Source organism: Herbaspirillum frisingense (assembly GCF_047325095.1).
GTDB classification, from domain to species: Bacteria; Pseudomonadota; Gammaproteobacteria; order Burkholderiales; family Burkholderiaceae_D; genus Herbaspirillum; species Herbaspirillum frisingense.
In genome coordinates this window covers 3,168,966-3,182,402 of sequence record NZ_CP168558.1, presented here as the reverse complement: position 1 = coordinate 3,182,402, position 13,437 = coordinate 3,168,966, and the positions used below count along the sequence as shown (strand labels likewise).

The following is a 13,437-nucleotide window of genomic DNA, read 5'->3' as shown; positions in this document are numbered from 1 at the left end:
TGTGTAGTCCTGTCTGCGTGTGGTAGAGCAATTCAGCTTTGATTTTCGAAGTTTTCTGGGATAAAAATCTCGAACTTCGTCCAGTTCTGGCGGCGAGAATCCGTCACTCCCACCGCTGCGCTTGCGGACGACCTATCCTCCATCCTTTTCATTTGCGGAAGGAAACAAGCATGAAACGACACATCGCAGCATTGGCCATGATGGCCTGTGGAACCGCCCTGGCTGCCTCCCCGGCGGCGATCAAGGTGCCGATGAACCTGGTCGATGCCAATGGCGTGGCCGCCGCAGTGGGTGAGGTGACCATCAGCGAGACTCCCTACGGTCTGCTGTTCACGCCGGCCATCAGCGGCCTGCCGGGCGGGCAGCACGGTTTTCACGTGCATCAGAATGCATCCTGCGCACCGCTTGAGAAAGACGGCAAGATGGAACCGGCCCTGGGCGCAGGGGGGCACTGGGACCCGCAAAAGACCGGCAAGCATGAGGGCCCGTATGGTGAGGGGCACCTGGGCGATTTGCCGGCGCTCTACGTGAATGCCGCCGGCAAGGCCGAGTACCCGGTGCTGGCGCCGCGCATCAAGACACTGGCCGAGGTCCGTGGCCATGCCCTGATGATCCACGTGGGCGGCGATAACCATGCCGACCATCCTGCGCCGCTGGGTGGAGGCGGGGTGCGCCTGGCCTGCGGCATCATCCAGTAAGCAGAGCGCTCAGATCAAAGCGTAGACGGCCACCGCTGCCGCCACGTCAATGGCGAGTACCAGCGCGCCGCCCAGGCGGCGCTGCATGTACGCACCGAGCGCCCAGAATCCGGCCAGCAGGGCGGTGCTGATCGCCAGAAGGTGCAGGTAGGGCTGTTCGTCTGCCTGCCACAGCAACGCCGAGGCTGCTGCCAACAAACCCACGAACTGTAGTCCTGAAAGCCACTGCCTCACGCGCGGCAGCTGTACGTCGTAACGGCGACGCGCGGCCTCAAGGTCGAAGGGCGGGTAAGGTTCCATCCCGGCGGGGCGCCAGCCTGGCGCCTTGAACCAGATCTTCAACTTATCCTGCCAGCGCGGCATCGTTGCTGCGCTGTGCAATAGCTGCCAGTAGCCGGACAGGACCGCCCACAGCGGATCCCAGCTATTGAGGGGCGTACGGGTGCCGTAGACGACTTTCTCCTTTTCCTCGGCAAAGGTGCCGAACATGCGGTCCCAGATCACCAGCATGCCACCGTAGTTCTTGTCCAGGTATTGCTCGTTGACCGCATGATGTACCCGGTGATTGGAGGGCGAGGAAAACACGCGATCGAACCAGCCCAGTTTGCCGATGTGCTCGGTATGGATCCAGAATTGGTAGGTCAGCACCACCAGTCCGGCGATGCCGAATTGTTCGGGCTCCACGCCGAGGATCGCCATGGGCAGGTAGAACACCCAGCCAAGCAGCGCCACGGTGCTCTCCTGACGGAGCGCAGTGGAGAGATTGAAGTCCTGGCTCTGATGATGCACCGAGTGTGCCGCCCAGCCCAATGCGTTCTCATGGCCGAAGCGGTGCAACCAGTAATCGAAAAAATCGAACAGCAAGATGGCCGCGATCCAGCCGAACGCGCCTTGCCAGAAGCGCGCCGCCGGGAAGACGGCCACGGCACGATAGGTGAGCGAATACAGCCCGACCTGGAACAACTGGGTGAGCAGCGCCACCAACTGGCTGATGACTCCTTGCGACATGCTCGCCAGGGCATCGGGCAGGCGGTAGGTATTGCGGCCGCGAACGTAGCCATAGGTGAATTCCACCACGATCAACAAGAGGAAGACGGGAATGATGTAGACAATGATTTTTTCCATGGCGGATATTATGCCGCGGTGCACAAAACACTGTCTGACAATACCCTGACGACCGCGTCCAGCCGCGCAGATGCCGGGCGCCTGATTCTCCTGTTAGCCGTCCATGCTGCGACAACTTAGCAGCTGCCCCCGGGGAGGGGTGCCAATGTCGAGGAAGCAATAAAAAAGCCCCTGTAAAAACAGGGGCTTAGTAATGCTTGGCGGAGACGGAGGGATTCGAACCCTCGATACAGGTTTAAGCCCGTATGCTTCCTTAGCAGGGAAGTGCCTTCGACCACTCGGCCACGTCTCCACACTGAAGGCTGTTATCGCATTGCTGCGTTTCCTCAGCGAAGACCGAGATAATATCTTCTCATTTGCATCCGGTCAACAGTCGTCTTGCAAATAATCACTGTTTTTTACCGGTGCCGTCTTCGCTGCTGGGATAGTACGGGTGATGCAGATTACTTGGCGCTGTCCAGGTCGAAAGCCTTGTGCAGGGCGCGCACGGCCAGTTCCATGTACTTCTCGTCGATCAGCACCGAGATCTTGATTTCGGAGGTGGAAATCATCTGGATGTTGACGCCTTCTTCGGACAGGGTGCGGAACATCTGCGAGGCGATGCCCACGTGGCTGCGCATGCCCACGCCGACCACCGAGACCTTGGAGACCTTGGTGTCGCCGTTGATGGCGGCCGCGCCGATGTGCGCCTTCACGCTGCTGTTCAACACTTCCACAGCCTTGGCGTACTCCGCGCGCGGAACGGTGAAGGTGAAGTCGGTCTTGCCTTCCACCGACTGGTTCTGGATGATCATGTCCACTTCGATGTTGGCATCGGCCACCGGGCCCAGGATCTGGTAAGCGATGCCCGGACGATCCGGTACGCCCAGCACGGTGATCTTGGCTTCGTCGCGGCTGAAGGCGATGCCGGTGATGGTTGCTTGTTCCATGTTCTTGTCTTCCTCAAACGAAATCAGGGTGCCGGAGGCGGCTTCTTCGGCCAGCGGCGTGAGCGGGTCGGTCAGAGACGACAGCACGCGGGTCGGCATCTTGTAGTTGCCGGCAAATTCCACCGAACGGATCTGCAGGACCTTGGAGCCCAGGGAGGCCATTTCCAGCATCTCTTCGAAGGTCACGGTCTTGAGGCGGCGGGCGTCGCTGACCACGCGCGGGTCGGTGGTATAGACGCCGTCGACGTCGGTGTAGATCAGGCATTCGGCCGCCTTGATGGCCGCAGCCACGGCAACTGCGGAGGTGTCCGAGCCGCCGCGACCCAGGGTGGTGATGTTGCCGTCGGCGTCCACGCCCTGGAAGCCGGTGATCATGACGATCTTGCCGGCATTGAGGTCCTTGCGGACCTTGGCGTCATCGATGGAACGGATGCGGGCCTTGGTGAAGGCCGAGTCGGTCTTGATCGGCACTTGCCAGCCGGCATAGGACACGGCCTGCTTGCCCAGGGCCTGCAGGGCGATGGCCAGCAGGGCGACCGATACCTGCTCGCCGGTGGAGGCCAGCATGTCCAGTTCGCGACCGTCGGGCTGGGCCATGATTTCCTTGGCCATGCCCAGCAGACGGTTGGTTTCACCAGACATCGCCGAAGGCACGACGACGATCTGATGGCCTGCGTCGTGCCATTTGGCAACGCGCTTTGCGACATTCTGGATGCGCTCGATCGAGCCCATCGAAGTGCCGCCGTATTTGTGAACGTATAAAGCCATAGGGGGATAAAAAAAGGTGGCCCGACTTTGACAAGAAACCCTTAGCTAGGCCGGAAGGAACAAACCCTTGACTTTACATGCGGCGCGCCAAAATCTCAAGGGAAAGCTGGATGTGGCTTGCGTTTGCACCGGGACGGGACGGCAATTGCGGCATGTCGCTATGCAGCAGAAATGAGCATGGGTGGGCCGCTGAATGCATGAATCTGCAGACTCACGGCATGGGAATGCGTGCTCCGTGCGTCAAATGCGGCTGTAGCGGGAAAAGTGGGGAGGGCGCGGGAGGGGCGATTCAGGAGCGGCCGGACGGGAGGCGGAAATGATTGGCGCACCAGCTGTCATGCGCCCGATAACGACTGGCGGCATGGCAGGTGGTGCTGCGGTACTGTGAAGCATTGGTACTGCGGGTGAAGCTTTGCGGCGACGGCGGACCTGATTTCCAGGGCGGGCGGTTCGGACGCCATCGGGGCACTCATTCGCGTTGACTGTTGATCAAACGCGGGGGATGCGCCGTGCGGAACACTGCCTGTGCGGAATCGGTCAATGCATCGACCGGGTGCGGAGTCTGTCGATCAGGCGCCGCTGTACAGGTTTTGCGCTGCGTTGTTGGCTTGTTGCACCTGGCTTTCGACTTCCTGGCGGCTCAGCTTGGAGGGCGCTTGGCGCAGCACCGGGTACTCGTTGCGCGAGACGATCTCATGGTTGGCCTGGGCGCGTTGCAGTTCAGCCTTCACGTCGGCGCGGGTCTGGGTCGAATGGAACGGGGTTTCCGGCGGATACGGGGCTTCGGCCATGGCGGCACCGGCAGCGGCCAGCAGGGAGGCGGCAACGACAATATTCTTGATGTTCATGATAGGGTCCTCTGTTTGGTAAGTGGGTGGAACTACTTTGCCCAGATGCCGGCGAGTAAGGCACTCTCCTTGTGGGAAAGTCCACTCGTGGGCCAACTGGAGCAGGCGGTTGGGGCAGATGCTGCATTGCGCCAACCGATGACTGAAGTGTAAATATTGCGAAGCCAAAGAAAAATAGGTCTAATCGGAATTGACTATTTCTCTTTATGGAACAATCGGGGACTTGAAAAATGGATCGTCTGCAATCAATGCGGGTGTTTGCCAAGGTGGTGGAGCAGGGCAGTTTCGTGCGCGCCGCCGAGTTGCTGGAAATTTCCAACGCCGTGGCGACGCGTTTCATTGCCGATCTCGAGGCGCATCTTGGCACGCGTCTGCTCAATCGTTCCACGCGCAGGCTGTCGCTCACCGAGGCGGGGCAGGCCTACCTGGAGCGGGTGCGCATGATCCTGGGTGAGATCGATGACGCGGAAGCGCTGGTGTCGCTGGAAACCAAGCGTCCTGCGGGTACCCTGGCCATCTATGCCAATGCCGGTTTCGGGCAGTCGCAACTGGGCGAGCTGCTGGCAGGCTACGCCCAGGCATTTCCGGACGTGGCGCTGGATATCAACCTGTCCGACCGCTCCATCGATCTGGTGGAGGAGGGTATCGACATCGGATTTTTCAGCAGTCTGCAGAAATTCGACGCCAGCATGATCGTGCGCCAGCTCGGCGTGGCGCGGGTGGTCCTGTGCGCGTCGCCGGCATATCTGGAGCGCGCTGGCGCCCCGGAGCAACCGGAAGACCTGTCGCGTCATAGTTGCCTGAATTTTTCGCATGAATATCTGCGTCATCACTGGCACGTCAATACCGAGGCGGGGGTCCTGGATGTGCCCATCGTGAGCAAGGCGGTGTCCAACAGTGGCGTGCTGCTGCGCGACCTGGCCCTGGCCGGGATGGGCATCGTCCTGCGGCCGTCCTACTCGCTGGGCGATGATCTGCGCTGCGGCAAGCTGGTGCAGGTACTGCCTGGCTTCGACATGGGGCAGGTGGTGATTTCCATGGTCTATCCGAGTCGCCGCCTGCTCTCGGCCAAGGTGCGCAGCTTCGCCGATTTCATCAGCGCGCGCTTCCCCCATCCGGAGAGCGATCCCTGGCTGACCTGAAACAGTAGGGGATGGGCTTCAACCGATGACGTCGGCGAGCTTGTCCAGCAGGCTGCACTCCTGCTGCCAGGTACGGCGCTCGGCGCTGCTGGCGGCTTCGCGCTGCAGTTCGGCGTCGCTCTTGTCGACCTGCGCCAGCAGGATGCGCTCCGCCAGCCGGGTGTCGGGCTCCATGGGGCCGAAGAAGGCCACGGTGGCGCCACGTTCGATCAATAAGGTCGGGAAGTTGTCGATATCGAGGTCGCCAACGAGGTCAGCCTGGTCTTCGATGTCGATCCAGGTGAAGTGATGTTGAGGATAGCGTTCGGCCCAGGCCTGGAAGGCGGCCTCGTATTCGCGGCAACTGCCGCACCAGTTGGCGCACAGGCAGGCAACGACCCACGTGTCGTTGCGCAGCGCCTCGGCGAGGTGGCGGCGGTTGGTCTGGTCAAGTTTCTGATAGGACATGGCGTGGCTATTTTACTCGCTTCATGTTCCGTTGTTTTGCGCCGCCGCATGAAGCTGCCGGAAGCTGCCGGAACGCGGCAAAGGAACCGAACAATTGCTCACCTCACGGTAAAATAGCGGGATGTCCACGATTCTTGCTATTGAAACTTCCACCGAGCTGGCCTCGGCCGCCTTGTTGCACCGGGGCGAACTGATCTCGCGCCAGTCGGCCGGCACGCAGACGCACTCTGATGCCATCCTCCCCATGATCCAGCAACTGCTGGCCGACGCCGGCCTGACACTGGCCCAGTGCGATGCCCTGGCCTTCGGCGTCGGCCCGGGCTCGTTCACCGGCGTGCGCACCGCATGCGGTGTGGTGCAGGGATTGTCCTTCGGCTGTGACCGGCCGGTGGTGCCGGTGGTCACGCTGGAGGCCGCAGCCCAGGCCTGTCGTGCTTTGGACGAGAGTGCTGCCGAGGTGCTTGCCATCCTGGACGCCCGCATGGGTGAAGTCTACTGGGCGCGTTACCGGGCTCGCCCCGAGGGTGGCTGGGAGGTGCTGGCCGAACCCGCCCTGGCAGCGGCCGACCAGGTGCGCACCGAGGGACGCCCCACCGCCTGTGGCAATGGCTTATCGGTCTATGCGGCGTATTTCACGCCGCAATTCTGTGCCAGCCAGTTCGCGGCGGCGCATCCGCAAGCCATGCCCCACGCGCGTCAGGTGGCCCAGTTGGGCCAGGTCTATTTCGGCCAGGGACGCGGACTGCCGGCGCAGGAGGCGCAACCGCTCTACCTGCGCAACAAGGTGGCCCTGACCACCGCCGAGCGCGAACTGCGCGACGCTGCCAAGGGCGCTGCATGAGTGCAGGGGTCTTGCCGCTGTCGGCGCTCTCGCATCCGCAGCTGGGCCGCCTGCAATTCGCCCCCATGGGTGCGGGTGACCTGGATGCGGTCGTGCAGATCGAAGACGCTGTGTATTCCCACCCGTGGAGCCGTGGCAACTTCCAGGATTCGCTCTACAGCGGTTACCAGGCGCAGACCCTGCGCGACGCCGGTGGCCTGCTGCTCGGGTACTTCCTGGTCATGCTGGCCGTGGATGAGGCCCACCTGCTCAACATCAGCGTGGCGGCCGCGTATCAGCACCAGGGACTTGGACGCATGTTGCTGGATCAGGCCACTGCGGTGGCTCGTCAGCAGCAGATGCGGACCATGCTGCTGGAGGTACGTGAATCGAATACGCATGCGGCCAAGGTCTACCGTCGCTATGGTTTCACGGAAATCGGCCGCCGCAAGAATTACTATCCCGCCGCCAACCAGACCCGGGAAGGGGCTATCGTCATGAGCCTGCCTTTATGAGTGAAGAAATGAAACAAGATCCCGGCTTCGGTTCCTCCCTGGCCCTGCTCGATGCACTGGGGATCGGCCCGGTGTGGGTGAGGCGCGAACTGGCCGTGGAGGAAGTTGTGGAAGCGTCCGCCGCGGAAGATGCGGTAGCACCGCCGGAAGTCGCCTCAGCTGCCCAGCCCCAAGTCCCTGTGCCGCCACCGGTGGCTCCGGCCGTCGTTCCCGTTGCGCGGGCACCGGTGACCAGTGATGCGGCAGCGATGCCACCTGCCGCTGCGCCCTCCGTTCCGGCACCGAGCGCGCCGCGGGTGCGTGCGCCGGTCGATGAGGACGGTGCTCCTCCGCCCTGGCTGGATGACATGGATTTCGCTGCGTCGATGGAACCCATGCCCATCCCGGATGGCGATGAGGAAGAGGACGCCCCCGCAGTCGATCCGATGATCGCCAGGATCAAGTCCATGGACTGGCCACAGCTGACGCAGCAGGTATCCGAATGCCGCCGCTGCGGGCTGTGCAACGGGCGCAAGAATACCGTCTTCGGCGTCGGTGACGAAAAGGCCAAATGGCTCTTCATCGGTGAGGGGCCGGGGCGCAACGAGGATATCCAGGGCGAGCCCTTCGTCGGACCGGCCGGCAAGCTGCTGGACAACATGCTGCTGGCCATGGGCGTCAAGCGGGGTGCCAACGCCTACATCGCCAACATCGTCAAATGCCGGCCGACCGATGACAATGGTCGTGACCGGCCGCCTTCGCCGCAAGAGGTGGCGGCCTGCCTGCCTTATCTGCAACGCCAGATCGAACTGATCCAGCCCACCGTGCTGGTGGCATTGGGCAAGACGGCGGCACTCTCGCTGCTGGGTCTGGACCCGGCCACGCCGGTCTCGCGCCTGCGCGGCAGCGTGCACCGCTATCAGGACCTGCCGCTGGTGGTGACCTATCACCCGGCCTATCTGCTGCGTACGCTCAACGACAAGAGCAAGGCCTGGGCCGACCTGTGCCTGGCCATGAGCACGTACCAGGCTTAGGCAGGCGGAGCGATGCACATCGGCGCCGCCCTGGGGACGCAGCTCGCCACGCATCAGGCCCGCTTTCACCAGCGCTGGCCTGAGCTACGCGACCCACACGTGCGGGCACTGGCCTGGTTGCTCTATGCTCCGGACCTGCTGGCGGCCGATGCGGCCAGCTGGGAGGGCCGCATTGCGACCCTGGGTCCCGTCTCACCCGCCGTGGCGGGCTGGCTGCACGACCTGCAATACGATCCCGTCCTCAACGCCGAGCTGCATGCCGAGATGGTGCGGCAACCGTCTGCGCGCCTGGGCCGCTATGCCGAGAAACTGCTCGGCTTCTACCTGCGCCAGCACGACTGGCTGGTTGCTGCCAATTTGCAGGTACGCAACCAGGGGCCGACGCGCGAGACGCTGGGAGAGTTCGATTTCCTGGTGAGTTCGCCGGAGGCGGACGAGCAGGGCGGAGTCGTACATTGGGAATTCGCGACCAAGTTCTATCTGCTGCAGGCACGCGATGCCTGCCAGGCCGATGCCTTTGTCGGCCCCAACCTGGCCGATTCCCTGGGGCGCAAGATGCGCAAGATCATGCAGCAGCAACTGACGCTGTCGGCCCACCCGGCAGCCCAGGCGGTGTTGCCGGCGCCGGTGGTGGCGGCCCGTGCATTGGTGAAGGGCTGGCTGTTCTATCGGCACGATGAAGCACTGGTGCTGCCGGCGGCGATGGGAATCGCGCCGGACCACTGTCGGGGTTTCTGGGGGGATGTGCACTTCCTGAGGGAGCGCGACGATGTGGCAGACCGCTATGCGCTGCTGCCGCGCCTGTCCTGGCTGGCGCCGGCAAGGCTGCCGCTGGCCGAAGGATTGACGCTGGCGCAGTTGCTGTTGCGCCTGGAAAACCTGTTCCAGGCTGACGACAGCCCGGTCATGGTGGCCCGTTGTCGCCCGGGCGAATCCATGGAGCCGGAACTGCTGGAAACGGCGCGGGGTTTTATCGTGCCGCCGCAGTGGGAGCAGCGTGCCGCCGCAATCCAGCAGCACGCCATCGTTCAGGTCTGAATCGGCTGCAGTGCAGCTTCAGGCTCAGTGGTGGGGATGCTTGTCCTCGCCGATCAGGGCCAGGGAATCATGCTCGCGCTGGTTGGCCGCATGACGGCGCATGATCAGGTACATGATGCCGGCCACGAAGGTGCCGAAGATGATGATGACGGTATTCACATCCAGGTTCATGCGCACCATGAAGGCATACAGCACCAGCATGGTCAGCACCGAGAGGTTTTCGTTGAAGTTCTGCACGGCGATCGAATGGCCGGCACTCATCAGCACGTGGCCCCGGTGCTGCAGCAGGGCATTCATCGGCACCACGAAGTAACCCGACAGCGCCCCCACGATCACCAGCAGCGGATAGGCGACCCAGACCGAGGTGGTGGTGGTCATCAGCATGACCACGATGCCCATGATGATGCCCAGCGGCATGACGGTCAGTGATTTCTTCAGCGGCACGAAGCGGGCGGCGCCCATTGCACCCAGTGCCACGCCCACGGCGACGATCCCTTGCAGGATGGCTGCCTTGTCCAGCGGCATGTGCAGCGACTTCTCGGCCCATTTCAGGACGATGAACTGCAGGGTTGCGCCAGCACCCCAGAACAGCGTGGTCACGGCCAGCGAAATCTGGCCCAGCTTGTCCTTCCAGAGGGTGGTGAAGCAACCGGCGAAGTCCACGATCAGGCGGATGGGATTGCGTTGCTGGTTTTCGTAGCGGGCGCCAGTGTCGGGAATGTAGAAGTTGAACAGCGCGGCGATGACGTAGATGCAGGAGATGATGCACAGTGCCGCTTCGGTGGGGGTATCGATGGGAAAATCGACCATCGGGAAATCGAAGCTGAGGATTACCGCGGAAATCTTCGGGTTGACCAGCGCTCCGCCCAGGACCGTGCCCATGATGATGGAGCCCACCGTCAACCCTTCGATCCAGCCGTTGGCGGCGACCAGTTTCTCAGGTGGTAGCAATTCGGTGAGGATGCCGTACTTGGCCGGCGAATAGGCCGCCGCGCCGAAGCCCACCACCGCGTAGGCCAGCAGCGGATGGACGGTGAAGAACATGAGTGAACAGCCGACGATCTTGATCATGTTGGTGATCAACATGACCTTGCCTTTCGGGAAGGCGTCGGCAAAGGCGCCCACGAAAGCCGCCAACAGCACGTAGGAAAGCACGAAGAACAGCTTCAGCAGCGGGGTCATCCACGCTGGCGAATGCATTTCGGCAAGTAGGGCGATGGCGGCGATCAGCAGCGCGTTATCGGCGAGCGACGAAAAGAACTGCGCCGCCATGATGGTATAGAAACCGCGATTCATCCCTGTCCAAGATGTATAACAAATGATGTCCGGCTAGCTTTATACCATGAAACCATGAGCTCTCCGTCATAAGTCAAACCAGAAAGATGTTCGTCCGGTAAAATGCCCGCTTGTTCCGCGCCAGGCAAAAACTTCCGGGCCAAGCGCGAGAAGCAGGCCCCTGGCGGGCCTGTCGCCTCGCCGCATGCGTTGCCTGTCATTTGCCCACCGTCATCAGCCTACCCCGACATCATGCCAAGACCGATCGTTGCCTCCATCAGCCTTTCCGCTCTTCAACACAATCTGGCCGTTGCCCGCGCCCATGCTCCCGGGGCCAAGGTCTGGGGCGTCGTGAAGGCCAATGGCTATGGTCACGGACTGGAGCGCGTCATGCGCGGATTTGCAGCCGCCGATGGTCTGGCACTGGTGGAACCCAACTATGCGGTGCGCCTGCGCGAACTCGGCTGGACCAAGCCCGTCCTGCTGCTGGAAGGCTTTTTCGATGCCGATGACCTGCCGGTGCTGGCGCGTCACGACATCCAGTTCGCCGTCCACTGCGAAGAACAGATCACCCTGCTGGAGGCCTACGCGGGTGAAGCCAACTGGCATGTCCACCTGAAGATGAACAGCGGCATGAACCGCCTGGGTTTCCAGCCCGACGTCTTCCGCGCTGCCTATGCACGCCTGCAGAAGATCGCCGGGGTGCGCAGCATCACCATGATGACCCACTTCGCCAACGCCGACGATGCCGGTAACCCGGCGCTGCCGCTGAAGGAACAGGTGCGGCGCTTCCAGGCCGCCACGGAGGGCCTGGCCGGTGCCAGGAGCCTGTGCAATTCGGCGGCCGACCTGATGCATGGCGAACTCGCGCATGACTGGATCCGGCCGGGCGTCATGCTCTATGGCGGTACCCCGGGTGGCGGCACGGCGGCCGATTTCGGACTGCGCGCAGCCATGACGCTGGAAAGCCGGATCATCGGCGTACAGGATGTCCAGCCCGGGGAGGCGGTCGGCTACGGCAGCCGCTTCGTGGCCGACAAGCCGATGAGGCTGGGCGTGGTGGCCTGCGGTTATGCCGATGGCTATCCGCGCCACGCGCCCACGGGTACACCGATACTGGTCGATGGCGTGAAGACGACCACCGTGGGCCGGGTATCGATGGATATGCTGGAAGTCGACCTGACCGCTATCCCCGGTGCAGGCGTGGGCAGCCATGTCGAGCTGTGGGGGCAGGGCCTGCCCATCGACGAGGTGGCGTTTTCTGCCGGCACCATCGGTTACGAGTTGATGTGCGCGCTGGCCCCACGCGTGGCCGTGCGCGAAGTAGAGTAATCCGGGAACAGATCGGGAATAGACCGGAAACAGACCGGAAAAAGCCGAGACAGGTGCCCGGGACGCAATAAGGAACAGCAAGGCGACAATGGCGAAGCTCAAGACCAACTACACCTGCACGGAATGCGGCGGGATCAGCAACAAATGGGCCGGCCAGTGCCCGGCCTGCGGACAGTGGAACACCCTGGTCGAGACCCTGGTGGAGCCGGCCGGTGGCAATCGTTACTCCTCGACGCCGCAAAGCCTGGCGCAGACCGCCCCGGTGCTCAGCCTGGCCGACATCGAGGCCATCGACGTGCCGCGTTTCGGCACCGGCATCGAGGAATTCGACCGGGTGCTGGGCGGCGGCCTGGTGCCGGGTGGGGTGGCCCTGATCGGTGGCGATCCCGGCATCGGCAAGTCGACCCTGCTGCTGCAGGCGCTGGCCAATATCTCCAAGCTGAAGAAGGTGCTCTACGTCAGCGGAGAAGAATCCGGCTCGCAGATTGCCCTGCGCGCCAAGCGGCTGGCGGTGGATGCGCGCGAACTGCAACTGCAGGCCGAGATCCAGCTCGAAAAGATCCTCGCCACCCTGGCCGAACACAAGCCGGAAGTGGCCGTGATCGACTCCATCCAGACCGTGTATTCGGATGCATTGACGTCGGCGCCCGGCTCGGTTGCGCAGGTGCGCGAATGCGCGGCGCAGTTGACGCGGGTTGCCAAGACCTCCGGCATCACCATCATCATGGTTGGCCACGTGACCAAGGAAGGTGCACTGGCCGGCCCCCGCGTGCTGGAACACATCGTGGATACGGTGCTGTATTTCGAGGGCGATACCCATTCCAGTTTCCGCCTGGTGCGTGCCTTCAAGAATCGCTTCGGCGCGGTCAACGAACTGGGCGTGTTCGCGATGACGGAGAAGGGCTTGAAGGGCGTGTCCAACCCGTCCGCCCTGTTCCTCTCGCAGCACGAGAATCAGGTGCCTGGCTCCTGCGTCATGGTGACCCAGGAAGGTACACGTCCACTGTTGGTGGAAATCCAGGCCCTGGTCGACAGTTCGCATGTGCCCAACGCCCGCCGTCTCTCGGTCGGCCTGGAGCAGAACCGGCTGGCCATGTTGCTGGCCGTGCTGCATCGTCATGCGGGAGTTGCAGCGTTTGACCAGGATGTGTTCATCAATGCTGTGGGTGGAGTGAAGATTACGGAGCCCGCGGCCGATCTGGCGGTGCTGCTGGCGATCAATTCATCGATGCGCAACAAACCCCTGCCACGGGGCCTGGTGGTCTTTGGCGAGGTAGGGCTGGCTGGCGAAATCCGTCCGGCACCGCGCGGTCAGGAACGCTTGCGCGAGGCCGCCAAGCTGGGCTTTTCGATCGCCGTCATTCCCAAGGCCAACGCACCCAAGCAGCCTATCGAGGGCTTGAAGGTGATTGCGGTGGAACGCATCGACGATGCCCTGCAGAAGGCACGCGAGATCGACGATCTGGCGGCCTGAGTCGCTTGCCCAG

General features: G+C 62.8%; 13 protein-coding genes and 1 tRNA gene. 8 read left to right on the top strand and 6 right to left on the bottom strand.

Annotated features, from left to right (window positions below; translation table 11 throughout):
* The first annotated feature begins 170 nt into the window (after positions 1 to 170).
* Complete coding sequence (gene sodC, locus ACEOAC_RS14615) at positions 171 to 698, top strand: superoxide dismutase [Cu-Zn] SodC (protein WP_413443664.1); 528 nt, start codon at positions 171 to 173, stop codon at positions 696 to 698.
* 9 nt (positions 699 to 707) lie between these two features.
* Here the strand turns inward: sodC and ACEOAC_RS14610 are convergent, their stop codons facing one another.
* The 4 genes from ACEOAC_RS14610 to ACEOAC_RS14595 form a co-directional block, all read right to left on the bottom strand.
* The gene (locus tag ACEOAC_RS14610; RefSeq protein ID WP_413443663.1) at positions 708 to 1,823 is read right to left on the bottom strand and encodes a sterol desaturase family protein; all 1,116 of its coding nucleotides are present in this window, start codon (positions 1,821 to 1,823) and stop codon (positions 708 to 710) included.
* A gap of 198 nt (positions 1,824 to 2,021) precedes the next feature.
* Positions 2,022 to 2,115, bottom strand: a tRNA-Ser gene (locus tag ACEOAC_RS14605).
* A gap of 151 nt (positions 2,116 to 2,266) precedes the next feature.
* Positions 2,267 to 3,520, bottom strand: coding sequence for an aspartate kinase (locus tag ACEOAC_RS14600; protein ID WP_006462578.1), 1,254 nt, complete (start codon positions 3,518 to 3,520; stop codon positions 2,267 to 2,269).
* 569 nt (positions 3,521 to 4,089) lie between these two features.
* Complete coding sequence (locus ACEOAC_RS14595) at positions 4,090 to 4,368, bottom strand: DUF4148 domain-containing protein (protein WP_077237099.1); 279 nt, start codon at positions 4,366 to 4,368, stop codon at positions 4,090 to 4,092.
* A 230-nt stretch (positions 4,369 to 4,598) separates the two neighbouring features.
* Between ACEOAC_RS14595 and ACEOAC_RS14590 the strand changes: the two genes are divergently transcribed.
* Positions 4,599 to 5,510 carry a LysR family transcriptional regulator gene (locus ACEOAC_RS14590; RefSeq protein ID WP_006462576.1) on the top strand — a complete coding sequence of 304 codons (912 nt, stop codon included), beginning with the start codon at positions 4,599 to 4,601 and terminating at the stop codon, positions 5,508 to 5,510.
* Between the two features lie 18 nt (positions 5,511 to 5,528).
* On the opposite strand, the gene ACEOAC_RS14585 is transcribed toward ACEOAC_RS14590, so the two are convergent.
* Positions 5,529 to 5,957: a thioredoxin family protein gene (locus tag ACEOAC_RS14585; protein WP_006462575.1), complete on the bottom strand. Its 429-nt coding sequence runs from the start codon at positions 5,955 to 5,957 to the stop codon at positions 5,529 to 5,531.
* A gap of 121 nt (positions 5,958 to 6,078) precedes the next feature.
* On the opposite strand from ACEOAC_RS14585, the gene tsaB reads away from it, so the two are divergent.
* Genes tsaB through ACEOAC_RS14565 form a run of 4 tightly spaced genes read left to right on the top strand, consistent with a single transcriptional unit; the run spans position 6,079 to position 9,343 of the window.
* A complete protein-coding gene (gene tsaB, locus ACEOAC_RS14580; protein WP_413443662.1) occupies positions 6,079 to 6,798 on the top strand; it encodes a tRNA (adenosine(37)-N6)-threonylcarbamoyltransferase complex dimerization subunit type 1 TsaB in 720 nt (239 codons plus the stop codon).
* Positions 6,795 to 7,292 (top strand): ribosomal protein S18-alanine N-acetyltransferase, encoded by a 498-nt coding sequence (gene rimI / locus ACEOAC_RS14575; protein WP_077237101.1) that lies wholly within the window; start codon positions 6,795 to 6,797, stop codon positions 7,290 to 7,292. The genes tsaB and rimI overlap by 4 nt, the downstream gene beginning before the upstream one ends.
* Positions 7,289 to 8,305 carry a uracil-DNA glycosylase gene (locus tag ACEOAC_RS14570; protein ID WP_413443661.1) on the top strand — a complete coding sequence of 339 codons (1,017 nt, stop codon included), beginning with the start codon at positions 7,289 to 7,291 and terminating at the stop codon, positions 8,303 to 8,305. Before rimI ends, ACEOAC_RS14570 begins: the two co-directional genes overlap by 4 nt.
* Before the next feature lie 12 nt (positions 8,306 to 8,317).
* Complete coding sequence (locus ACEOAC_RS14565) at positions 8,318 to 9,343, top strand: DUF1853 family protein (RefSeq protein ID WP_413443660.1); 1,026 nt, start codon at positions 8,318 to 8,320, stop codon at positions 9,341 to 9,343.
* Between the two features lie 24 nt (positions 9,344 to 9,367).
* On the opposite strand, the gene lplT is transcribed toward ACEOAC_RS14565, so the two are convergent.
* On the bottom strand, positions 9,368 to 10,639 hold the full coding sequence (lplT, locus tag ACEOAC_RS14560) for a lysophospholipid transporter LplT (RefSeq protein WP_006462570.1): 1,272 nt from the start codon (positions 10,637 to 10,639) through the stop codon (positions 9,368 to 9,370).
* A gap of 231 nt (positions 10,640 to 10,870) precedes the next feature.
* On the opposite strand from lplT, the gene alr reads away from it, so the two are divergent.
* Together alr and radA are read left to right on the top strand one after the other, a co-directional pair.
* The gene (alr, locus tag ACEOAC_RS14555) at positions 10,871 to 11,950 is read left to right on the top strand and encodes an alanine racemase (RefSeq protein WP_413443659.1); all 1,080 of its coding nucleotides are present in this window, start codon (positions 10,871 to 10,873) and stop codon (positions 11,948 to 11,950) included.
* An 88-nt stretch (positions 11,951 to 12,038) separates the two neighbouring features.
* Positions 12,039 to 13,424: a DNA repair protein RadA gene (gene radA / locus ACEOAC_RS14550; protein WP_182994707.1), complete on the top strand. Its 1,386-nt coding sequence runs from the start codon at positions 12,039 to 12,041 to the stop codon at positions 13,422 to 13,424.
* Positions 13,425 to 13,437: the final 13 nt, after the last annotated feature.